Raw genomic sequence first — 21,809 nt, forward strand, 5'->3', positions numbered from 1 at the left:
CTTCAGGGAGAGGAAGTATGTCACGTCCAATTGTCGCAACCATCAATCAACAGGCGTTGCGACATAACCTGGCCATTGTGCGTCGTGCGGCCCCCGCATCACGTGTCTGGTCTGTGGTGAAAGCCAATGCCTACGGCCATGGCATTGCCCGCGTGTGGGAAAGTCTGTCCAGCACCGATGGCTTCGCGTTACTGAATATGGAAGAAGCCATTCTGCTGCGGGAGCAGGGGTGGAAGAAACCCATCCTGCTGCTTGAAGGCTTTTTTCACCCTGACGATCTGACCTTAATCGATCGTTACCGTCTGACGACCAGCGTGCACAGCAACTGGCAGATTCATGCCCTGGCCAATGCGACGCTCTCGGCGCCTGTCGATATTTACCTGAAGATAAACAGCGGTATGAACCGACTGGGCTTTCGCCCTGAACAGGTAAATGGCATCTGGCATAAACTGCGTGCGCTGGAAAACGTCGGGGATATTACGTTGATGGCTCATTTCGCTGATGCCGAGAATCCCGACGGCATTGTGGTGCCGCTACAGCGAATCGCCGACGCCACCGAAGGGCTGGACAGCCCGGTCTCGCTGTCCAATTCGGCCTGTACGTTGTGGCATCCTGAGGCGCACCGGGACTGGGTGCGACCGGGGATCATTTTGTATGGTGCGTCACCCAGCGGTGACTGGCAGGACGTGGCCAGCAGTGGACTTCAGCCGGTGATGACCCTGTCCAGTGAAATCATTGGTGTGCAGCAACTTCAGGCCGGGTATGGCGTGGGTTATGGCTATCGCTACCGGGCATCCCAGCCGCAGCGAATAGGTGTTGTCGCCTGTGGCTATGCCGATGGTTATCCTCGCCATGCGCCCAACGGGACGCCGGTTTTTGTTGATGGCGTGCTGACGCAGGTCGTGGGTGCGGTGTCGATGGATATGATTACCGTTGATTTAACACCCTGCCCACAGGCGGGCATTGGTTCACCTGTCGAGCTGTGGGGAAACAATGTCAAAATCGATCAGGTAGCAAAAGCGGCCGGAACGGTAGGTTATGAGCTGATGTGTGCCCTGGCCCCACGCGTTCCGGTGAACGTTATTTAATCGCTGTAATCCGGCTGTGCATGTTTTTACTGCAGCGCCAGGCGAGGAACGCCAGCGCTGCACCCAGCAGCATCATCAACGCCAGCGACATTTTCTCTGCCAGTGGCAGGGCGACAATAAGCAAACTCCCCGCTGCACCGCCTGCCATCTGAATAAAACCCTGTAACGCCGATGCGACACCAGCCTGCTGTTGGTAAGGTTCCAGCGCATAGCTGGTGGCCGGGCCGACGGTGAAGGCCAGTCCGGCCACGGCCACGGCGACAGGGAACATATACAGCGCCCAGTGTGACTGCAGGCTGTCAGGCAGCAGTGTCATACCGGCCAGCAGCAGGCCAGCACCCAGTAGCATGGTCAGGCAACCCATCGCCAGGCAAAATGGCCTGCCCGCCTTACGAATCGCCTTGTTTACCACCACGCTCACCAGCATGATCCAAAAGCCATTCGCGCCAAAGGCAAAAGAGAATGCCAGAGGCGACAGGCCGCCCTCGGTCATCAGAATGTGGGGCGCCAGCGAAACATACGTCAGCACCATGCCCAGTGCGCCCGCATTCGCAAAGGCAAAGGCCAGAAAGCGCGGCTGACGTAAAATGGCGGCATACTGATTAACGGGAAGCCCTTTTACACGCAGCGTATCGGCCGGACGGGTTTCCGGCAGCCAGATAATGACCATCAGCATCACGATGGCGGCATAAGTACACAGGAACCAGAAGGGCGCGCGCCAGTCAAAGGCGCTGGCCAGCAGTCCACCCAGCAACGGTGCCAGTGCGGGCACGATATTCAGTGCGCCATTCAGAAAGCCATAAGCCCGGGCGGCATCATCACCACTTAACCGGTCGCGTACGCCGCTGAACGCAACGACGGCACTACAACATACTGCACAGCCCTGTACGACGCGGGCCAGCAGGAACAGCGGGAAGGAGGTGGCGGTGGCCGCAATGGCGCTGCCCGCTATGTAGAGCGTAAGGCCCAGCAGCGCAATAGGTTTACGCCCATAGTTATCGACCAGCGGGCCGCTCACCAGCTGACCCAGTCCCATTATCAGCAGGAAAAGGGGGATCGTTGTTTGTATCAGCGTCACCGGTGTTGACAGACCTTCTGCGATCTGCGGCAGCGTGGGTAAATAGAGATCGATGCCTAAAGGCGCCAGGAGCACCAGGCTTAACAGCAACAGGGTATATTTTTGCATAGCAACCAGAGGGTAAACGTACGATAAAGCGAGGGAAGAGGGTAATGATTAATAAAGCAAAAGGAAAGCGAATTACCAGCGAAATGGCGATGCCTGTCTGAAACAGGCATCGCAGGCTAAATCAGTACGCGCCGTCGCGGCGTAATACCACACCGGCTGTTTTAAACAGGATGGCAATATCCGTCCACAGCGCCCAGTTTTTGACATACCAGGAATCAAAGTAGACACGGGTATCGTAGTCAATGTCGTTACGTCCGCTCACCTGCCACAGGCCGGTCATCCCGGGCTTCGCCATCAGATAGTAATCCACGTCGCCGGCATAACGTTCCAGTTCCGCTTCGATAACCGGACGTGGGCCGACCAGGCTCATTTCACCCCGAATCACGTTCCAGAGCTGAGGTAACTCATCCAGGCTGGTTTTGCGCAGGAAGCCCCCGATGCGGGTAATGCGCGGATCATTTTTCAGCTTGAAGTCTTTGTCCCATTCGCGACGCGCTTCTTCGCTGGTCGCCAGCAGGTTTTCCAGCACCTCTTTGGAATTGGTGACCATCGAACGGAACTTCAGACATTTAAATTTCTTGCCATCCTGACCCACGCGCTCGTGACCATAAATGGCATTACCGCCATCACGCTTCACCATATAGCAAAGTAAGGCAAAAACCGGTGCCAGGAAGAGCAGCAGCAGCGAAGCTACCACAATATCAAATCCCCGTTTCAGGAAGCGTGACGAATGCTTCGCCAGGTTATTGCTGACGCGCAGAATCATCACTTCATGGCTGAAGATAAAGGACATGTCTGTGCCGTAAAGCGGTACACCGCGTAATGTTGGGATAACCGACACGGAACGGCAGTTCATTTTAGACAAGAATTTCAGCCAGCGGTCGCGCTCAGGCTGCTGTTTGTATTCCATTGCCACAATGAACTGCACATTGTCACGGTCGATGGTCTGCCAGTTAATATCGTTGGCGGAGATAACAGGCACACCATTAACGCTCTGCTGCAGCGGTGCGTCTTCAACGGAAATAAACGCCTGAACGTTATACCCGAGAATCTCCTCGCTTTGTAATGCGGCGTAAGCTTCGGTAGCGTTACGGCCCGAGCCAATGATAATGGTTTCTTTTTGCCATTGTCCGGCCCGGTTAATCGCGCTTTTCACGCCTGCACGCATTAACGTCAGCAACAGCAGGGCATAGCTCCAGCTGAACACCCAGACCATGCGGGAGAAGTCCCATTTGGAGAAGGCGATTAACGCCAGATCCAGCAGAGAGAACACGACGAGGGTTTTAACAATCTCTTTCAGTTCAAACCAAAAAGGTTTGCGGTAGGTATAGTGACGCAGGCGCATCCAGAACCAACCGGTGCAAAGCACCGACATAATAAACTGCGCAATAAAACGGTTCTCAATTTGATGGGGTGGAATAAAGGCATCAAGGTCGCCCCAAATTCCCTGCACGGTCGCGGCAGAGAGAAACAGCGCTAAATTCAGCGCAATGAGATCTGAAAAACTTAACGCAAGCTTTACAAGAATATTTTTACGAAGACCGCTCCACGAGCGAGTCGCATTGTTCATTACAATTGTACTTGCCATAAAACCTGCTCTCTTTAATGAAGTAAAAGATGGCCTGACCAGAATCAAGTACGCGTTCAGGGGTTAACGACTGAAAACCCGAAACCGGGACGTTTTCAGTTTGTTACAGTCATTAGAGCCATTGACGCTGCAAAAAACAGATTCTCTAAACGTGAGACAAGTCACGTAAAAATGCAGCACTGGAGAAGAGTATGCAGGAGATGTTTGACAGAGTTAATACGGAATAATTCTTAAAAAGTCAGGGGATAATCGCGCGGGTTTTGTTTAAGTTATTGATATGCAGAATATTGTATCAGAGATAAGCGTGATGCACGGAGATATTCAGGTCCATTTTTAGGAATTACCGCCAAACGGGCTGACTGGCGGTAATCCTCCGGGCTTACGCGGGTTTTTTTAATACCCAGCGGTCTTGTTGTTTATCGTAATGACCGATCGCTAATATCACTTCTTTACCGTCGATCCAGGCCGGTACGCTGGTTTCCTGATCCCAGCCGTCAAGCTGATAACTCAGGCCGGGATTGGTGTGGCAGGGAATACTCACCGTCACCGGGTCTTCGCTGCTGAATTCCGCATCAACAATTTCATAGCGACCAATTTTAACCACGTGACTCATGGATAACTCCCGTTTTAACTGAATGTTATAAAAGCGTAGTGCAATTCAGCTAATTAAACCGCGCTATTTAAATAAGATTATTCTTTGTCTTCATTGGGGCGCACGCCAATTTTAACAATATGATTATCTTCTTTCTCCGCTACCGTCCATGTCAGTTGATTCCATTCTATCTGGTCACCGACCACAGGTGCCCCGCCTAACATACTCATCATCAACTGACCCAGCGACTGTTGCGCGTTCGTATCTTCGTCGAGTTCAAGGCCATAAATCTGCGCGACATCATGAAGTCGCGCGTCGGCATCCAGAATAAAGTCGCCGAAGAAACGTTGATCCAGCGAGACAGGCGGCGACTGACTGAACATTTTGCCCAGCGCAGGCAGATCGCGCTCACGGCCAATCACACAAATCACGTCATTCTCTTTTAAACGCGTTGCGCCGTTGGGGTGCATTAACACGTTATCCCGAAACAGTGCGGCGATACGGGTTTCACGTGGCATCTGTAAATCCCGCAGCGCCGCGCCCACGCACCATTTGTCGGCGCTGAGCTGATAGACGAACTGCTCCCACGGATTCTCCGGATGAATATCCAGCCCGATACGGCTAATCGGAGAGGCGGTAGGCGGAACCACCACTTTGGCTTTCTTCGCCGCAAAGCCCAGCGAGGTGCCCTGTAGCATCAGGGAAACCAGCACCACGAAAAACGCAATATTAAAATAGAGCGAGGCATTCTCCAGACCGGCCATCATCGGGAAGACGGCCAGGATAATCGGCACTGCTCCGCGCAGACCGACCCAGCTGATAAAGATACGCTCCCGCGCCGTGAAGCCACGGAACGGTAACAGGCCGATAAACACCGACAGCGGACGTGCCACCAGAATTAACCACAGGGACAGAATCATCGCCGGAACAGCGATATGCCAGAGGTCGGAGGGCGTGACTAACAATCCCAGTACGATAAACATGCCGATCTGGCTGAGCCAGGCCATACCGTCAAAGGTCTGCAAAATGCCGAAACGGTTGCGGATAGGGCTGTTACCCAGTAAGAAGCCGCACAGATAGACGGCGAGGATGCCGCTGCCTTCCAGCACGGTGGTCAGCGCAAAGACCAGAATGCCGCCGCTCAGTGCCAGTAAGGGATACAGGCCGGGAGCCAGATTCATGCGGTTAATCAGTTGCTGCAGGGCCCAGCCACCGCCCAGACCGAGGACAATCCCCAGACCGAACTGCTGAATCAGATGCACCACGAACATCCAGTCCAGACCGGTTCGTCCCTGCTCAATCATTTCGATCAGCGTAATGGTCAGAAACACCGCCATCGGATCGTTGCTGCCGGACTCAATTTCCAGCGTGGCACTGACACGTTCATTCAGACCTTTGTCACCGAGCAGGGAAAATACCGCTGCCGCGTCGGTGGAGCCGATAATCGCACCAATCAGGAAGCCCTGCATCATATCGAGCCTGAACAGCCAGGCCGCGACCATGCCAGTCAGGCCTGCCGTAATGATCACGCCTACGGTTGCCAGTGATAAGGCCGGTCCGAGCGCCACCTTAAAGGAGCTGGCTTTGGTGCGCATGCCGCCGTCCAGCAGGATGATTGCCAGGGCAAGGTTAGAGATCAGGTAGGCCGCCGGATAGTTATCAAATGCGATGCCGCCAATACCGTCAATGCCGGCCAGCATGCCCAGCGCCAGAAAAATCACCAGGATAGGAATGCCCAATCGGGACGAAAAGGAACTGAGCAAGATACTCGACGCAACCAGCACGGATCCAATAATGAAAAGACTATAAACAATAGTGTGGTTCAAACGCGGTCTCCTGAGATACGGCAGACAATGTTAACTAAGGTGTAGAAACATCCATGCTATGTCTGCAAGATAATGTTTTATCAATGAGTTGTCATTGTCATTTTGCAATTTATCTTAATTGCTAATGCACTGGATAATCCCAGTTAACAAGGCTAATAGGGGAGTTAGATAGCTTGCAGCAGGCAAGACCGCATTTTAAGAGGTTATAAATACAATAAAAAAAGCCGACTGGGCGTCGGCTTAGTGTCTCAGGCTTCCATTGCCTGTTTGTGAAACAGCTCACGAAACACAGGATAAATATCTTCGGGCTCCCGGATGTGCTGGATCGCAAAGTTGTCGAACATTGACTGCAGATGTTCGTATTCGCGCCATAAGGTCTGATGCGCGCGACGTGTTATCTCGATGTAGGTGTAGTAACGCACCACCGGCAACAGGTTTTTTGCCAGAATCTCGTGGCAGAGCGGTGAATCGTCTGCCCAGTTGTCACCATCCGACGCCTGCGCGGCGTAGATATTCCATTGCGCCGGATCGTAGCGCTCCTTCACAACCTCATCCATCAGTTTCAGTGCGCTGGAGACGATGGTGCCGCCGGTTTCCTGCGAATAGAAAAACTCCTGCTCATCGACTTCTTTTGCCTGAGTATGATGGCGGATGTAGACCACCTCGACGTTTTTATAAGTCCGGCTGAGGAACAGATAGAGCAAAATATAAAAGCGTTTTGCCATATCTTTCGTCGCCTGATCCATTGAGCCGGAGACATCCATCAGGCAAAACATGACCGCCTGACTGGAAGGCTCGGGCCGCTTCTCGAAGTTTTTATAGCGCAGGTCAAAGGTGTCAATAAAGGGCACTCTGTCAATGCGCGCGCGCAGTTCGGCAATCTCCTTGCGCAGGCGTTCCTCTTCGAGTAACTGAGCGGGCTCAGACTTTTCTACTTCGCTGAGGGCATCCTCAAGCTCATGGAGCTGGCGGCGCTTACCTGCCGTCATCGCAGTACGTCGGGCCAGGGAATTTTGTAAAGAACGGACCACGCTGATGTTGGCGGGAACGCCATTCGAGGTAAATCCGGCACGGTGCGTTTTGTACTCATTCAACTGGCGGTGCTGATTTTTCCGCAGATTGGGCAGCGCCAGATCCTCAAACAGCAGATCCAGATATTCATCTTTGGAAATTTGAAAAACAAATTCATCCTCACCTTCACCATCCTGACTGGCATTTCCCTGACCTGAACCGCTACCGCCCCCGCCTTGTGGGCGTTCAACACGGTCATTTTGCACGAAGTGATCATTGCCTGGATGAACGCGATGACGTTGTCCACCCCGCCCCTGATGAAAAATGGGTTCATTGATATCATCTACGGGAATAGAGACGGATTCGCCACTGCTGACGTCGGTTACCGAGCGTTTGTTAATGGCCTCGGAAATCGACTGCTTAATCTGCGACTTGTAACGACGTAAGAAGCGCTGGCGATTAACCGCACTCTTGTTTTTACCGTTCAGTCGGCGATCGATAAAATAGGCCATGATGTTCCCCCAAACTACATTGCAAGCAGGCCGGGCTGACCCGACCTTAATATGACCGGTGCTGTCCCGCACCGGTTTGCTTACAGACTTTGATCAGGACGATTTACGCACGCGCAGATACCATTCACACAGCAGGCGAACCTGTTTGCGGGTATAGCCTTTTTCCATCATGCGATCGACAAAATCGTCGTGTTTCTTCTGCTCATCCGTAGAGGTTTTGGTGTTGAACGAGATAACCGGCAACAGCTCTTCGGTATTGGAGAACATCTTTTTCTCAATGACCGTACGGAGTTTTTCATAGCTGGTCCAGTTGGGATTTCTGCCATTATTATGCGCTCTTGCACGCAGCACAAAATTGACAATTTCATTACGGAAATCTTTAGGGTTACTAATCCCGGCAGGCTTCTCAATTTTCTCCAGCTCGGCATTCAGCGATTCACGGTCAAATAATTGTCCGGTATCCGGATCGCGATACTCCTGATCCTGAATCCAGAAATCCGCATAAGTTACATAACGGTCGAAAATATTCTGACCATATTCGGAATAGGATTCCAGATAAGCCGTTTGAATCTCTTTGCCAATAAACTCCGCATATTTAGGAATTAAATAGCCTTTGAGATGCTCAAGGTATTTTTCCGCCTGATCCTGTGGGAACTGCTCACGTTCAATCTGCTGTTCCAGCACATAGAACAGGTGCACCGGGTTGGCGGCAACTTCAGCATGGTCAAAGTTAAACACGCGTGACAGGATTTTAAAGGCGAAACGCGTCGACAGGCCATTCATGCCTTCGTCCACGCCCGCATAATCGTGGTACTCCTGCCAGGATTTCGCTTTCGGGTCGGTATCCTTCAGGCTTTCACCATCGTAAACGCGCATTTTCGAGTAGATGCTCGAGTTATCCGGATCTTTCAGACGCGACAGGATAGAGAAGCGCGCCAGCGTCTCAAGCGTGCCAGGTGCACATGGCGCAGTGGACAGCTCACTGTGGTTCAGCAGCTTTTCATAAATCTTAATTTCCTCTGACACGCGCAGGCAGTAAGGCACTTTAACAATATAAACACGGTCGAGGAAAGCCTCGTTATTTTTATTGTTGCGGAAGGTTACCCATTCGGATTCGTTTGAGTGCGCCAGGATGATGCCGTTAAACGGCAGGGCTGAAATCCCTTCCGTACCGTTGTAGTTTCCTTCCTGCGTGGCAGTAAGCAGAGGATGCAGAACCTTAATCGGCGCTTTAAACATCTCAACGAATTCCATGATGCCCTGGTTGGCCCGGCACAGTGCGCCAGAGTAACCGTAGGCATCAGGATCGTTTTGCGCGTGGTTTTCAAGTTTGCGAATGTCGACCTTACCGACCAACGCAGAGATATCCTGGTTGTTCTCATCGCCCGGCTCTGTCTTGGCGATGGCTAACTGCTCAAGAATCGACGGCCAGACTTTAACGACTTTAAAGCGTGTAATATCCCCGCCAAAGTCATGCAGACGTTTGGCGGCCCAGGGCGACATAATGGTGCCAAGGTAGCGACGCGGTACGCCGTACTCTTTTTCCAGAATGTTAGCGTCTTCCTGCGGGTTGAACAGGCACAGCGGATGGTCGTTGACCGGACTGCGCTCGCCGTCGGCGCTGAGCACGTAGATAGGGACGCGTTGCATCAGGGATTTCAGGCGCTCAGCCAGGGAGGACTTACCGCCACCCACCGGACCCAGTAAATAGAGAATCTGCTTCTTCTCTTCAAGGCCTTGCGCTGCATGTTTCAAATAGGACACGATCTGCTCAATCGCTTCCTCCATACCGTAAAACTCTTCGAACGCTGGGTAACGTCCCATAACCCGGTTAGAAAAGATTCTGGAAAGGCGTGGCTCCTGGGCAGTGTCGACCATTACTGGCTCACCAATAGCCATTAAGAGTCGCTCTGCTGCGTTGGCGTATGCACTGCGATCCTGTTTACAGATAGTCAGAAATTCCTGCAGTGTGAACTCTTCGTCCTTGGCAGCTTCATAACGCTGACGATAGTGATCGAATATATTCATAGCGATGCCCGTCCTTTCGTTTTTAGCACAGGTAAAGGAGCAATAATCAGTGCTCGTACAGCTCCCGGAAGATATTAATCTGTTTACTACAGCAACCCTTATGCCAACCTGATCGTTCTTATCGGGATGCACAACTTTTATGGTTACTTGGTAAGTACAAAAACTCGGGTATTAAGTTTAACTGTAGAAGGCATTCAGGAAATTTCATCATAGATTTTTGATTAGTGAGCCACATATCAATAACAAAATCATTTTGTTGCGAAACGTTTTTCCTCAGTTAACCCCCGTTCTGTGATGCCTTCAACCCGGTTATGCCACATTCTGCGGCAAACGCGGTAGATGATTTTGATATAAGGTTAATTCAGTCTGTAAAAAGCGTTAGACTCTATGTGTGATTGTTATATTTATGGAATGAATAAATTGTGAACCAATTCAAACTTAACGTGCTTATTGCACTTATCCCTTGTTATTTTCTGGGCCAGTCAGTACAAGCCGCACCCTTATCACTCGGTGCATCAGTGATTTATGCGCAGTCACCTTATCGTGGTGGACAGGACCGCTATTTGCCTGTTCCCATCATCAATTACGAAGGGGAAAAATTCTGGTTTAACACCCTGCAGGGTGGCTATTACGTGTGGAAAGACCCACAGGATCAGCTCTCTCTGTCGCTGTTGGGTTCGCCGCAGCAATACGACCCGGATGACAATGATCTGGGGGATATGAAGGGGCTGGATAAGCGCCGAATGACGTTGATGGGCGGGGTGACTTACCGGCACACGGATGACTGGGGCATCATACGGACCTCATTGTTAGGCGATGTGCTTAACAACAGCAACGGTATCGTCTGGGATTTGACCTATCTTTACCGTTTCAGCTTTGGCGACTTTACCTTTACGCCGGGAATTGGTGCATTGTGGAACAGCGCGAATCAAAACCGCTACTACTATGGCGTATCGGGTAACGAAAGCGATCGGACCGGAATTCGTCGTTATCATCCGGATGACAGCTGGTCGCCTTATGTGGAAATGAACGCCAGCTACAGCATTACCCCGCAGTGGAATGCCAGTCTTTCAGGGCGTTACACTCGCTTTGCCAGCGAAATCAAAGACAGTCCGATGGTTGATAAAAGCGGACAGTTTACGGTCTGGACAGGCGTCAGCTATACCTTCTGATGCGGTGCACCCCGGGAGTGCAGGCTGTGCGCTCTCAGGGTGCATATGCCCCCATTCAGTGCAGGAGAACCCGATGACAAAATATATCGATATTGCAGGTCAGCGTCAGATTCCGGCAATCGGTCTTGGCACCTGGTATATGGGGGAGGATCCCGCCAGCCGGCAACAGGAAATCAGTGCGCTTCAGGCAGGGCTGGATGCCGGTTTGCGGCTGGTGGATACCGCTGAAATGTATGCAGAGGGTGGCGCCGAAGAAGTGGTAGGCGATGCCCTGAAGGGACGGCGTGATGAGGCCCTGCTGGTATCGAAAGTTTATCCATGGAATGCCGGAAAACAGGATGCCATCGCCGCCTGCGAGGCCAGCCTGCATCGTCTGCAAACGGATCGAATTGATTTGTATCTTTTGCACTGGCGCGGCAGTGTGCCACTCGACGAAACCATCAGCGCGATGCAGACCTTGCAGCAGCAGGGCAAAATTCGTGCGTGGGGTGTTTCAAACTTCGACAGCGAGGACATGGACGCCCTGTGGGCCGAAACGGGTGGCGAAAATTGTGCCACCAATCAGGTGCTTTATCATCTGGGTTCCCGCGGTATTGAATACGATTTGCTACCGCTCTGTCGCCAGCGCGCGATGCCCGTCATGGCGTATTGTCCCCTAGCACAGGCCGGTCGGTTACGCAGTCAGCTGTTTACCGACCCCGCTCTGAACGCAATTGCCCGCCAAAAAGGCATCACCGTGGCACAGCTTCTGCTGGCCTGGGCGATTCGGGATGGCGATGTCCTTGCCATCCCTAAAGCCAGTTCACTGGTACATGTTCGTGAAAATGCGGCTGCGCTGGACATTACCCTGAGCGAGGAGGACTGTCTCAGACTCGACAGGGCTTTTCCGCCGCCACAACACAAACTGCCGCTGGATGTGGTCTGAACGCGCCTCAGGCCTTATTTTTCAAACGTATTGTCGTCGCCAGTCGGGCAGGGTTGTCGCCTGCACTGCGCAACGGTTTGCTGATGCGCGCGGTTTCAACACACACCATCGTTTTATAACCCTCATTTGGCATGTCCGCCATGCTACACGACAGCGCCACACCGGGATTCCACGTGACAACGTCACTATGGTGATGGTGGTACACTTCAATTTGCCGTTTTCCAGCCAGATCGTTGATAACTGAACAGTCTTTTGGCGCAGTGAAGATACGATCCACGCGCTCGGTAAAGCGCTGTTTACCCTCGCTCTGACCCGGCTGGTTATCTTTGACCTTGTCGATGTAATGTTCACCCAGTCCGGTGACCTCAACGCTCGCACTGTCCGCCACGTTAAAATAGCTGTGTAGCGCGGCTGTCGATTCATAATCACCGTAGGCTTCCAGCTCAATTTCGCAATGCTGGCCCAGACGGAAGCGGGCGATAAGGGTAAAGTCATGCGGCCACAGCTTCAGCGTTTGTGGGGTACTTTCCAGCACAAATGTCAGCAGCACGCCGTCTTCGTTTTCATCATGCGCAGAGAGCGTCCATGACTGATTTCGGGCAAAGCCATGGGCAGGCTCTCCTGCCGGTCCAAACCAGGGCCAGCAAATCGGTACACCGCCGCGAATCGCCTTACCAGGCAGGAAAGGGCTCTTATCGCTCAGCCAGATGACGGGCTTCTCACCGCTCGGTTGCCAGGCAATCAGATGCGCGCCCTGTAAGGTCACGGCCGCCCGTACACGCGGATGGCTGACAATGATAACCGGGAGTTCACCCACCTGACGTTGCGACAGATAAGGCGTGATTTGTTTAACCACGGGAAGGGAAAAGAGTTTGTCTTGCATGCCTGACTCCATAGTGAAGGGATCAAAAAAAGGGTGACCGAAGTCACCCTTATTGTCTCGTGTCTGGCTGCCTTATTTAGCAGCAACCAGCGCAATCAGGTCGAGAACTTTGTTTGAATAACCGGTTTCGTTATCGTACCAGGAAACCAGTTTAACGAAGTTGTCATTCAGCGCGATACCGGCTTTGGCATCGAATACTGAGGTCAGAACTTCGCCGTTGAAGTCGGTAGAAACCACGTCATCTTCAACGTAGCCCAGCACGTCTTTCATCTCGCCTTCAGCCGCGGCTTTGATAGCGGCACAAATTTCTTTGTAAGACGCAGCTTTTTCCAGACGAACGGTCAGGTCAACAACAGAAACGTTAGGCGTAGGTACGCGGAATGCCATACCGGTCAGTTTGCCGTTCAGTTCTGGCAGCACTTTACCTACCGCTTTAGCGGCGCCGGTAGAAGACGGGATGATGTTCTGTGATGCACCACGACCACCGCGCCAGTCTTTGTGAGACGGGCCATCAACGGTTTTCTGCGTTGCGGTAGTGGCGTGTACGGTGGTCATCAGGCCTTCAACGATACCAAATTTATCGTTGATGACTTTTGCCAGCGGGGCCAGGCAGTTAGTGGTACAAGAGGCGTTAGAAACGATGTCCTGGCCCTGGTATTTGTCGAAGTTAGCACCACGAACAAACATTGGGGTGTCATCTTTAGATGGACCGGTCAGAACCACTTTTTTCGCGCCAGCAGTGATGTGCTTACGTGCGGTTTCGTCGGTCAGGAAGATACCAGTTGCTTCAGCAACGACGTCAACGCCCACTTCGCCCCACTTCAGGTTAGCCGGATCTTTCTCAGCGGTAACACGGATTTTCTTACCGTTAACAACCAGAGCGCCGTCCTGTACTTCAACGGTGCCGTCAAAACGGCCGTGAGTAGAGTCGTACTTCAGCATGTACGCCATGTAGTCAGCGTCCAGCAGGTCGTTGATAGCAACGATTTCGATGTCAGAGCGCTGTTGAGCAGCACGGAAAACGATGCGACCGATACGGCCAAAACCGTTGATACCTACTTTGATAGTCATATATTCCACCAGCTAGTTGTTAGTGAATAAAAGGTTGGCTGTAAAATTACAAAAACCTTACCAGGCGTCAAGCGGAATCGTGTCAATTGTTGCGACAGGTCAATCCACCGAACAGGAATTATTTGACGCGCAACCGCTTGCGCGCTTCCGCGAACATCGTGCTCTGTTGAAACCTTCGCCGAATATATAGGGATATGCCAGAGAAAAGGTGATCAAAATCACAAATCCACCTTGTAAGATACGGACCGAAGGGCAGAGCACAAAAAAAGACCCGACTAATGTTGATCATTTGTTAGAATACTAGTCGATTTTTTCAGAATGACATCCCGGAATTGCTCAAATGCCTAAAGAAACCGCACCCGACGCAAAAATCGCCCAGTTAACTGAGATGCAGCGCTATGTCACGCAACAGCGTGGCACGGAGCCGCCGTACAGCGGTGCGCTGCTGCATAACAAGCAGGAAGGGATTTATCACTGCCTGGTGTGCAACGCGCCCTTGTTTCTTTCAGAGACGAAATACGATTCAGGCTGTGGCTGGCCGAGTTTTTATGAGCCCGTCAGCGATGAGGCTATTCGTTATCTGGAAGATAACTCGCACGGTATGCAGCGTATTGAAATCCGTTGCGGCAACTGTGATTCTCATCTCGGCCATGTTTTCCCTGATGGGCCGCAGCCGACCGGTGAGCGTTACTGTGTGAACTCAGCCTCGCTGAACTTCACCAGTCCACAAGGCGACGAGATTAAGGGCTAACAATGAAACAGCAACTTGAAGCCATGCTTGATGCTATGACACCCGAAATTTATGAACGCCTGATGACGGCTGTTGAAACCGGAAAATGGCCGGATGGAGTGGCGCTGACGCAGCAACAGCGTGATAACAGCCTGCAGTTGGTTATGATGTGGCAGGCGCGCAATAATGATGCACCACAGCATATGACCATCGGCAAAAATGGCGAAATGGTGACCAAATCGAAAAAGCAGTTAAAAGAAGAGTTTGGTATCGAACCGGACGTCACGCGCATTCATCTGCATTAATGGCGCGGTAAGTCGCCAGTCAGCCACGCGCAGGCGGGCATGGTATGGAAGAGCAAAAAGGGCTGGCGTATAGCCAGCCCTTTTTCAGATAATGACGGCGCCCTGAGCCGCCATCTGCGCCAGCGCAATGTCGCTGTCTTCTGGGTTGAGATTAACGCCACGGCAGCCTGCCGCCACGACCTCGACCTGATAACCCAGTTCAAGTGCATCCAGCACGCTGTACTTCACGCAGTAATCCGTCGCCAGGCCCAGCATGACCAGATGCGTGATATCGCGTGCGCGTAACCAACTGTCCAGTTCTGTCTTGCGTCGGTGTCCGTTGTCAAAAAAGGCGCTGTAGCTGTCTACGTCCTGATCCTGCCCTTTATGGAAAACCGCGTCGAACAGGCTGCGATCAAGTCCGGGATGAAAATCAGCCCCCGCAGAATGCTGCACGCCATGATCCGGCCACCAGATCTGTGGCAGGCCGTTAAGTTCACCGAGGGTATAGACAGGTTCGCCGGATACGGAAGCAAAACTACCGTGATCGGCTGGATGCCAGTCCTGCAGGGCTACGACGCACTCACCATTCTCATGAAAAGCACGGGCGTAGCGGTTAGCAACCTCGACCGTATGATCGCCTTCTTTGACGGCCATTGGGCCGCCGGGGCAGAAGTCGTTCTGGATGTCGATAATGATTAATGCCCGTTTCATTGCCGTTGACTCCATCTTAGTCGTCTGTCAGTTCGCCACGCAGGTTCTGCTGCATTTTGGCGCGGATCTGATCGCTGGACAGATCCTGGCTCAACAGATAGTGAAGTTTCGTCAGCGCCGCTTCAACCGTCAGATCAAAGCCGCTGATGACGCCAGCGTGCTCCAGAGCATTCCCGGTGGCGTAGCCACCCATATTGACCTTGCCAGAAATACACTGGGTCAGGTTGACGACCACAATGCCGCGTTCGCTGGCCTGCTGAAGTTCAGACAGAAACTCGGCGTTTTGCGGCGCGTTACCGACACCGTACGAGCGTAAAATCAGCGCCTTAACCGGCTGACGTAAAAAGTTACGCACGACATCTGCAGAGATGCCCGGATAAATTGTCACCACGCCAATAGGTTGCGGGGTAATGGTATGAACAATCAGCTCGCCTTTGCCCTGAGGTGCAGGCGGCGTATTAAGACGACGGATATGAATCCCGGCTTCCAGCAAGGCTGACAGGTTGGGGGACGCAAAGGCGTTGAAACCGTCCGCGTGCGCTTTAGTGGTACGGTTACCGCGATAGAGTGTGTTGTTGAAAAACAGCGTCACCTCGTTGATGGGATAATTCGCAGCGACGTAAAGGGAATTAAGCAGATTTTGTTGGCCATCGGAACGCAGTTCGGCTAACGGAATCTGTGAGCCCGTAACGATGACCGGCTTAGCCAGATTTTCGAGCATAAACGACAGGGCAGAAGCGGTAAATGCCATGGTATCCGTGCCGTGCAGAATGACAAAACCATCATAGCGATCATAGTTCAGCCGGATATCTTCGGCGATCGACTGCCAGTCCTGCGGGGTCATGTCAGAAGAGTCAATCAGAGGCTGATACTCATGAATCGTGAAGTCAGGCATTTCCGGGCGATGGAACTCAGGCATCTTCGCCAGTTCCTGCTGCAGATGACCAGAAACCGGAATATAACCTTGAGCAGAACGTTGCATACCGATGGTACCGCCCGTGTAGGCAACGTAAATATTTTTCTTTTGCATAGGTAAACTCAGACTTGCCGTAAAACGGGCAGTATAAGGGGAACAGCAGGGAAAAGCAGCCCGACAAGCAGTCGGGCTGAGAGGTTTATCGCACTTCGCCGCAGTTCAGGCAGAAGGCATAGCGGTTTTGCGGATCGTTCAGATGGTCAAACAGGCCGGGCTGATTCTTCATCGCGCTCATCACATCGTACATGGGCGCAGGCAGCCAGGCTTTCATCGTGTCAGGCAGCACGGCCTGAACAGACGCGTTCATCTGATTCAGCATCACGTCAAGGAAGCCGGGATCTTCCTGATACCAGTCAAGCTCTGGCTGGGAAACCTTCGCCAGCTCAGCCGCTTTTTTCACCGCATCGTCAAAATCGCCCAGCGCATCGACCAGACCATTGGCTTTGGCATCGCTGCCCGTCCAGACGTGCCCCTGCGCGATGGCATCGATCTGTTCCGGTGTTTTATGGCGCGATGTCGCCACCAGTCCCACGAAGTTGTGGTAGCCGTTTTCAATGGTCAACTGCATCAGTTGCTGCACTTCCTCAGGCAGTGCTTTAGTGCTTGAGACGTCTGCCAGGGGTGAGGTCGCGACGCCATCGGTATGCACACCAATCGAGGCCAGGCTGTTCTCCAGCGTGTTAATCACGCCAAAGATGCCGATAGAGCCGGTCAGCGTGCTGGGGCTGGCAATAATGTAGCTGGCTGGCGTCGAGATCCAGTAGCCGCCCGAGGCTGCCATACCGCCCATGGAGACCACAATCGGTTTGCCTGCCGCTTTCGCTGCGGCCAGTTCCGAACGAATCGCTTCGGACGCCGTAACGCTGCCGCCAGGGCTGTTCACCCGCAAAATAATGGCCTTGATTTTGGGATCCAGTCGGGCATCGCGGATCTGCGCCGCTGTCGTATCGCCGCCCACATTACCCGGCGTTTCATCACCATCAATGATGGCACCGCTGGCAAGGATCACGGCAATGTTGCCTTTTTGCTGGCTGGCATCCTGTTTAACGTTGTAATCATAAATGCTGACGTTACGGTAATCGTTGTTTTGCTTATCGAAGCCAAATGCCTGGATAAGCGCCTGGTCCGCGTCAGCGCGTGAGCCCAGCACATCGACCAGTTTGTTATCCAGCGCATATTTTCCGGTATCGCCCTTAACGGCCTGCAGACCTGCGATAATAGCGGCAGCGCCAGGGAACAACTGCTCAGGCGTAATCTGGCGGTTAGCAGACACGGTATTCAGGTAATTTTGCCAGAGCTGGCCAATCCAGCGGCTATCTGCGTCACGCGCCGCTGGCGACATATCGTCACGCAGGAAGGGCTCAACGGCTGATTTATAGGTGCCCACGCGGAAAACGTGTGAATTGACTTTCAGCTTGTCGAGCAACGTTTTGTAGTAGAGACCGTTGGTGGCAAAGCCGTGCAAATCAACGGTGCCCTGTGGCGACAGATAGATTTTCGTCGCATAGCTGGCAAGGTAGTACTGCGCCTGGCTATAGCTATCGCCTAAGGCGTAAACAGGCTTACCGCTGTCGCGGAACTCGCGTAACGCTTTACCTACATATTGCAGAGAAGGCTGATCGCCCCCAGCAAAATCACGCAGGTCTAAAACCAGACCTTTAATATTGCTGTCACCTTTGGCCTGACGAATAGCATCTACTACATCAAACAGGGAATTTTCCTGCAGACGATCGCTACTGGTGCCTAATAACTGACGACCAATTTTGCTCAGACGGTTGCTGACGGAGGGTTTGTCGACCAGCACACCGGTCAAATCCACTTTTAGCGCACCTTGCTGTACCGGGGCGGAGGAACGGCTGCCTGAGCCGCTGATTTGAAGCCAGATTCCCACACAGACAATAATTAAGAAAACCAGAAACAGGTTGAGAATACATTCCCTGATAAAATTCAACACTCGCCAGGTCCAGCGGAACAGACCCGCAATTATTCGCCACAGTGTGCGCATCACATTCTCCATTTTGATATAGCCGGAAATAGCCACCAGGCGGGCCAGGTCTCCGTTAACGACCTCATCCTAAAGAGCAGCGAAACAAAAGTCAGCAGGAAATCACCCTGGACTGTTACAAAAAATCCACTTGTGCCAGGATTACCCGTGCTTTTACTGTCAGGAGAAAAACATGGACGCACTAGAATTACTGGTTAATCGTCGTTCGGCCTCGCGTCTGGCGGAACCGGCCCCCAGCGGTGAAGCGCTGGATAACATCCTGCGCGCGGGCATGCGCGCACCCGATCACGGCGGCCTGCAACCCTGGCGATTTATTATTGTTGAAAATGAAGGCCGCGATCGCCTGAGTCAGCTACTGGAAAAAGCGGCGCGGGACAACCAGATGGATGAGAAAGCCATCAATAAAGCCAGTCAGGCGCCGTTCCGTGCGCCCATGATCATCACCGTCGTGGCGCACTGCGAGATCAATCACAAGGTGCCGCGCTGGGAACAAATCGCCTCTGCCAGCTGTGCCGTGATGGCGATGCAGATGGCTGCTGTCGCCCAGGGCTTTAATGGCATCTGGCGGAGCGGCGTCTGGACCGACGATCCGCAGGTGCGTGAGGCGTTCGGCTGCCGTGAGCAGGACGCGATTGTGGGCTTTCTCTATCTGGGCACGCCGCAGCTTAAGTCCAGCACCACCGTGGTTCATCCCGACACGGCACCCTTTGTCCGCTATTTCTGAACCTGTCTGAACCGCGCGATGCGCGGTAAACTGCGCACGTAATGAGCGAAGCGTTTCCTCGCAAATCCGGCACGCTTATCAGCAGCGTGCCGCCAGGCTACTATAGCGCTGTCTTCACTGGCAGCGCCGCGTGCTGTGTCCGGGGAAACCGGCTGCCTGCATCCGATGGCGCCAGGCCGTGATCCTGCACTGTCGTCGTGCACGGGGCAGGCGCTGCCATCATTGTTGTTCGCTGACGTTAAGGATTACCCGATTTAATGCGTTTGTTTATAGCAGAGAAACCCAGCCTCGGACGGGCCATTGCCGATGTGTTACCTAAACCGCACCGCCGCGGTGAAGGATTCATTGCCTGTGGCAATGATCAGGTCGTCACCTGGTGCGTAGGGCATTTACTTGAGCAGGCGCAGCCCGATGCTTATGACGGCCGTTATGCACGCTGGTCACTGGCCGATCTGCCCATTATTCCTGAAAAGTGGCGCCTGCAGCCGCGGCCCTCTGTCGCTAAGCAGCTTAAAGTGGTTGAGGGGTTGCTGGCGCAGGCGGACGAAGTGGTTCACGCCGGTGACCCGGATCGGGAAGGCCAACTGTTAGTGGACGAAGTGCTGGATTACCTGCAACTGCCCGCCGAGAAACGCAGTAAGGTGCAGCGCTGCCTGATCAACGATCTCAATCCTCAGGCGGTCGAACGCGCAGTCAGTCGCCTGCGTGAAAACCGTGAGTTTATCCCCCTGTGTGTTTCCGCCCTGGCTCGCGCCCGGGCGGACTGGCTGTATGGCATCAACATGACCCGCGCCTGGACGTTAATGGGCCGTAATGCCGGTTACGATGGCGTATTGTCGGTGGGGCGGGTGCAAACACCCGTGCTGGGGCTGGTGGTGCGCCGCGACGAAGAGATCGAAAACTTTGTGCCGAAAGACTATTTTGAAGTTAAAGCGCATATCGTGACGCCAGATGACATCCGCTTTGTTGCCAACTGGGTCCCCAGTGAAGCCTGTGAGCCCTGGCAGGATGAAGAAGGGCGCTTACTCAAGCGGAGTCTGGCAGAGCATGTGGTTGCCCGCATTACCGGTCAGCCTGCGCGTGTCACCGCATACAGTGATAAGCGCGAAAGCGACACTGCGCCACTCCCGTTTTCGCTCTCAGCACTGCAGATTGAGGCGGCAAAACGCTTTGGCCTGAGCGCGCAGGCGGTGCTGGATATCTGTCAGCGGTTGTATGAGACCCACAAACTGATTACCTATCCCCGTTCCGACAGTCGCTATTTGCCCGATGAGCATTTTGCTGGTCGTCACGCAGTGCTGAATGCCATTCAGGTTCACCAGCCCGATCTGACGCCGCCTGCGGAGTTTGATGCCGATCGTAAAAACCGCTGTTGGGACGACAAAAAAGTGGATGCGCACCATGCCATTATTCCCACAGCACGCGCCAGCGCTGTCAGGCTGAATGACAATGAACAGCAGGTTTATGGCCTGATCGCGCGTCAGTATCTGATGCAGTTCTGCCCGGATGCGATGTTTCGTAAATGCACTATTGAACTGGATATTGCGGGCGGTAAATTCGTGGCGAAGGCCCGCTTTCTGGCTGAGGCGGGCTGGCGTGCTTTGCTGGGCAGTAAAGAGCGTGATGAAGAAAATGACGGCATGCCGCTGCCGGTCGTGGCGGAAGGGGACGTCCTGCTGTGTGAGCACGGCGAAGTGCTGGCCAAGCAAACGCAGCCACCTCGCCATTTTACAGATGCCACGCTTCTGTCAGCCATGACCGGTATCGCGCGTTTTGTTCAGGATAAAGAATTAAAGAAAGTGCTTCGTGCGACCGATGGTTTAGGAACGGAAGCCACGCGCGCGGGGATCATAGAATTATTGTTCCGCCGGTCATTTTTACAGAAGAAAGGGCGCTATATTCATTCTACCGACACGGGTAAGGCGTTGATCCATTCGTTACCGGATCTGGCAGCCCGGCCGGACATGACCGCCCAGTGGGAATCGACACTGACACGGATTAGTGAAAAGGCCTGCCGTTATGATGAGTTTATGCAACCGCTGGTGCACACGCTGAGTGGGCTTATTCATCAGGCACGGCAGCAACCGTCGGGACAGGCGTTTCGTGGGTTACCGTCCACCGGACAAAAACGTCCGCAGCGCAAAGCACGGCGTAAAACTAAGGAAACCGAATAATGCGTAAAACTGCACTGCTCATGCTGGCCGCACTGATTGTCTGTGGGCCGGCCCAGGCGAATTATCATCCGTCTACAGGCGGAACTAATACGGATGTGATTGTTGATATGCCGCGGGAAGCCTGGACTCAGGGACAAAATAATCAGCAGAACTGTATGCAGTGCTGTATTTTCGAAAACCGCAATTATACCGAGGGCGCAGTCGTGAAATCAGAAGGCGTCCTGTTACAGTGCGCGCGTGACGAAAAATCGCTGGGGACGAACAACCTGATCTGGAAAATAGTGAAATAGAAAACGCGTGGTGGGCGGGCGCACCACGCA

19 protein-coding genes are annotated in these 21,809 nt (G+C 53.2%); 8 read left to right on the forward strand and 11 right to left on the reverse strand.

The window, feature by feature from the left end; genetic code table 11:
• Window positions 1-17 precede the first annotated feature (17 nt).
• A complete protein-coding gene (gene dadX, locus GC087_RS10885; protein ID WP_324030546.1) occupies window positions 18-1,088 on the forward strand; it encodes a catabolic alanine racemase DadX in 1,071 nt (356 codons plus the stop codon).
• Here the strand turns inward: dadX and GC087_RS10890 are convergent.
• The 6 genes from GC087_RS10890 to yeaG all read right to left on the reverse strand — a co-directional run bounded on the left by GC087_RS10890 (window position 1,081) and on the right by yeaG (window position 9,831).
• Window positions 1,081-2,274 (reverse strand): multidrug effflux MFS transporter, encoded by a 1,194-nt coding sequence (locus GC087_RS10890; RefSeq protein WP_058708072.1) that lies wholly within the window; start codon window positions 2,272-2,274, stop codon window positions 1,081-1,083. The two genes, dadX and GC087_RS10890, sit on opposite strands and share 8 nt — an antisense overlap.
• 121 nt (window positions 2,275-2,395) lie before the next feature.
• Complete coding sequence (wbaP, locus tag GC087_RS10895) at window positions 2,396-3,862, reverse strand: undecaprenyl-phosphate galactose phosphotransferase WbaP (protein WP_324030548.1); 1,467 nt, start codon at window positions 3,860-3,862, stop codon at window positions 2,396-2,398.
• 379 nt (window positions 3,863-4,241) lie between these two features.
• Window positions 4,242-4,475, reverse strand: coding sequence for a DUF1480 family protein (locus tag GC087_RS10900; protein ID WP_033741887.1), 234 nt, complete (start codon window positions 4,473-4,475; stop codon window positions 4,242-4,244).
• Between the two features lie 77 nt (window positions 4,476-4,552).
• Window positions 4,553-6,280 carry a potassium/proton antiporter gene (locus GC087_RS10905; RefSeq protein WP_033741886.1) on the reverse strand — a complete coding sequence of 576 codons (1,728 nt, stop codon included), beginning with the start codon at window positions 6,278-6,280 and terminating at the stop codon, window positions 4,553-4,555.
• 248 nt (window positions 6,281-6,528) lie between these two features.
• Window positions 6,529-7,803: a YeaH/YhbH family protein gene (locus GC087_RS10910; protein WP_006119424.1), complete on the reverse strand. Its 1,275-nt coding sequence runs from the start codon at window positions 7,801-7,803 to the stop codon at window positions 6,529-6,531.
• A gap of 93 nt (window positions 7,804-7,896) precedes the next feature.
• A complete protein-coding gene (gene yeaG, locus GC087_RS10915) occupies window positions 7,897-9,831 on the reverse strand; it encodes a protein kinase YeaG (protein WP_006119423.1) in 1,935 nt (644 codons plus the stop codon).
• 422 nt (window positions 9,832-10,253) lie between these two features.
• Here yeaG and GC087_RS10920 point away from each other — a divergent pair, with 422 nt between their 5' ends.
• The gene (locus GC087_RS10920; protein ID WP_006119421.1) at window positions 10,254-11,003 is read left to right on the forward strand and encodes a MipA/OmpV family protein; all 750 of its coding nucleotides are present in this window, start codon (window positions 10,254-10,256) and stop codon (window positions 11,001-11,003) included.
• A gap of 73 nt (window positions 11,004-11,076) precedes the next feature.
• Window positions 11,077-11,928 carry an aldo/keto reductase gene (locus GC087_RS10925; protein WP_058708073.1) on the forward strand — a complete coding sequence of 284 codons (852 nt, stop codon included), beginning with the start codon at window positions 11,077-11,079 and terminating at the stop codon, window positions 11,926-11,928.
• 7 nt (window positions 11,929-11,935) lie between these two features.
• Here GC087_RS10925 and GC087_RS10930 read toward each other — a convergent pair whose 3' ends face one another.
• Together GC087_RS10930 and gapA are read right to left on the reverse strand one after the other, a co-directional pair.
• The gene (locus GC087_RS10930; RefSeq protein WP_058708074.1) at window positions 11,936-12,811 is read right to left on the reverse strand and encodes a D-hexose-6-phosphate mutarotase; all 876 of its coding nucleotides are present in this window, start codon (window positions 12,809-12,811) and stop codon (window positions 11,936-11,938) included.
• Between the two features lie 72 nt (window positions 12,812-12,883).
• Window positions 12,884-13,882, reverse strand: a complete 999-nt coding sequence (gene gapA, locus GC087_RS10935; RefSeq protein ID WP_006119418.1) for a glyceraldehyde-3-phosphate dehydrogenase — start codon at window positions 13,880-13,882, stop codon at window positions 12,884-12,886.
• 340 nt (window positions 13,883-14,222) lie between these two features.
• On the opposite strand from gapA, the gene msrB reads away from it, so the two are divergent.
• Complete coding sequence (msrB, locus tag GC087_RS10940) at window positions 14,223-14,633, forward strand: peptide-methionine (R)-S-oxide reductase MsrB (protein ID WP_006119417.1); 411 nt, start codon at window positions 14,223-14,225, stop codon at window positions 14,631-14,633.
• A gap of 2 nt (window positions 14,634-14,635) precedes the next feature.
• Window positions 14,636-14,917, forward strand: a complete 282-nt coding sequence (locus tag GC087_RS10945; protein WP_006119416.1) for a YeaC family protein — start codon at window positions 14,636-14,638, stop codon at window positions 14,915-14,917.
• Between the two features lie 84 nt (window positions 14,918-15,001).
• On the opposite strand, the gene pncA is transcribed toward GC087_RS10945, so the two are convergent.
• The 3 genes from pncA to sppA all read right to left on the reverse strand — a co-directional run bounded on the left by pncA (window position 15,002) and on the right by sppA (window position 18,591).
• Complete coding sequence (pncA, locus tag GC087_RS10950) at window positions 15,002-15,610, reverse strand: bifunctional nicotinamidase/pyrazinamidase (protein ID WP_006119415.1); 609 nt, start codon at window positions 15,608-15,610, stop codon at window positions 15,002-15,004.
• 16 nt (window positions 15,611-15,626) lie between these two features.
• Window positions 15,627-16,640, reverse strand: coding sequence for an asparaginase (ansA, locus tag GC087_RS10955; RefSeq protein ID WP_033741878.1), 1,014 nt, complete (start codon window positions 16,638-16,640; stop codon window positions 15,627-15,629).
• An 85-nt stretch (window positions 16,641-16,725) separates the two neighbouring features.
• A complete protein-coding gene (sppA, locus tag GC087_RS10960; protein ID WP_205951928.1) occupies window positions 16,726-18,591 on the reverse strand; it encodes a signal peptide peptidase SppA in 1,866 nt (621 codons plus the stop codon).
• Window positions 18,592-18,763: 172 nt separating this feature from the next.
• Between sppA and GC087_RS10965 the strand changes: the two genes are divergently transcribed.
• The 3 genes from GC087_RS10965 (at window position 18,764) to GC087_RS10975 (ending at window position 21,779) form a co-directional block, all read left to right on the forward strand.
• A complete protein-coding gene (locus GC087_RS10965) occupies window positions 18,764-19,315 on the forward strand; it encodes an NAD(P)H nitroreductase (protein ID WP_006119410.1) in 552 nt (183 codons plus the stop codon).
• Window positions 19,316-19,572: 257 nt separating this feature from the next.
• Window positions 19,573-21,489, forward strand: coding sequence for a DNA topoisomerase III (locus tag GC087_RS10970; RefSeq protein WP_058701818.1), 1,917 nt, complete (start codon window positions 19,573-19,575; stop codon window positions 21,487-21,489).
• The gene (locus tag GC087_RS10975) at window positions 21,489-21,779 is read left to right on the forward strand and encodes a YnjH family protein (protein WP_006119407.1); all 291 of its coding nucleotides are present in this window, start codon (window positions 21,489-21,491) and stop codon (window positions 21,777-21,779) included. The genes GC087_RS10970 and GC087_RS10975 overlap by 1 nt, the downstream gene beginning before the upstream one ends.
• The last annotated feature ends 30 nt before the right edge of the window (window positions 21,780-21,809 follow it).

The organism is Pantoea sp. JZ2, from assembly GCF_035191405.1.
Lineage (GTDB): Bacteria > Pseudomonadota > Gammaproteobacteria > Enterobacterales > Enterobacteriaceae > Pantoea > Pantoea stewartii.

What these genes read in the sequence shown, in the direction of transcription:
- GC087_RS10965 (WP_006119410.1), top strand. Translation starts at nt 18,764, where the DNA reads ATGGACGCACTAGAATTACTGGTTAATCGTCGTTCGGCCTCGCGTCTG.
- yeaG (WP_006119423.1), bottom strand. Translation starts at nt 9,831, where the DNA reads ATGAATATATTCGATCACTATCGTCAGCGTTATGAAGCTGCCAAGGAC.
- GC087_RS10890 (WP_058708072.1), bottom strand. Translation starts at nt 2,274, where the DNA reads ATGCAAAAATATACCCTGTTGCTGTTAAGCCTGGTGCTCCTGGCGCCT.
- GC087_RS10910 (WP_006119424.1), bottom strand. Translation starts at nt 7,803, where the DNA reads ATGGCCTATTTTATCGATCGCCGACTGAACGGTAAAAACAAGAGTGCG.
- GC087_RS10945 (WP_006119416.1), top strand. Translation starts at nt 14,636, where the DNA reads ATGAAACAGCAACTTGAAGCCATGCTTGATGCTATGACACCCGAAATT.
- ansA (WP_033741878.1), bottom strand. Translation starts at nt 16,640, where the DNA reads ATGCAAAAGAAAAATATTTACGTTGCCTACACGGGCGGTACCATCGGT.
- GC087_RS10930 (WP_058708074.1), bottom strand. Translation starts at nt 12,811, where the DNA reads ATGCAAGACAAACTCTTTTCCCTTCCCGTGGTTAAACAAATCACGCCT.
- sppA (WP_205951928.1), bottom strand. Translation starts at nt 18,591, where the DNA reads ATGCGCACACTGTGGCGAATAATTGCGGGTCTGTTCCGCTGGACCTGG.
- GC087_RS10970 (WP_058701818.1), top strand. Translation starts at nt 19,573, where the DNA reads ATGCGTTTGTTTATAGCAGAGAAACCCAGCCTCGGACGGGCCATTGCC.
- msrB (WP_006119417.1), top strand. Translation starts at nt 14,223, where the DNA reads ATGCCTAAAGAAACCGCACCCGACGCAAAAATCGCCCAGTTAACTGAG.
- gapA (WP_006119418.1), bottom strand. Translation starts at nt 13,882, where the DNA reads ATGACTATCAAAGTAGGTATCAACGGTTTTGGCCGTATCGGTCGCATC.
- wbaP (WP_324030548.1), bottom strand. Translation starts at nt 3,862, where the DNA reads ATGGCAAGTACAATTGTAATGAACAATGCGACTCGCTCGTGGAGCGGT.
- GC087_RS10925 (WP_058708073.1), top strand. Translation starts at nt 11,077, where the DNA reads ATGACAAAATATATCGATATTGCAGGTCAGCGTCAGATTCCGGCAATC.
- pncA (WP_006119415.1), bottom strand. Translation starts at nt 15,610, where the DNA reads ATGAAACGGGCATTAATCATTATCGACATCCAGAACGACTTCTGCCCC.
- dadX (WP_324030546.1), top strand. Translation starts at nt 18, where the DNA reads ATGTCACGTCCAATTGTCGCAACCATCAATCAACAGGCGTTGCGACAT.
- GC087_RS10900 (WP_033741887.1), bottom strand. Translation starts at nt 4,475, where the DNA reads ATGAGTCACGTGGTTAAAATTGGTCGCTATGAAATTGTTGATGCGGAA.
- GC087_RS10975 (WP_006119407.1), top strand. Translation starts at nt 21,489, where the DNA reads ATGCGTAAAACTGCACTGCTCATGCTGGCCGCACTGATTGTCTGTGGG.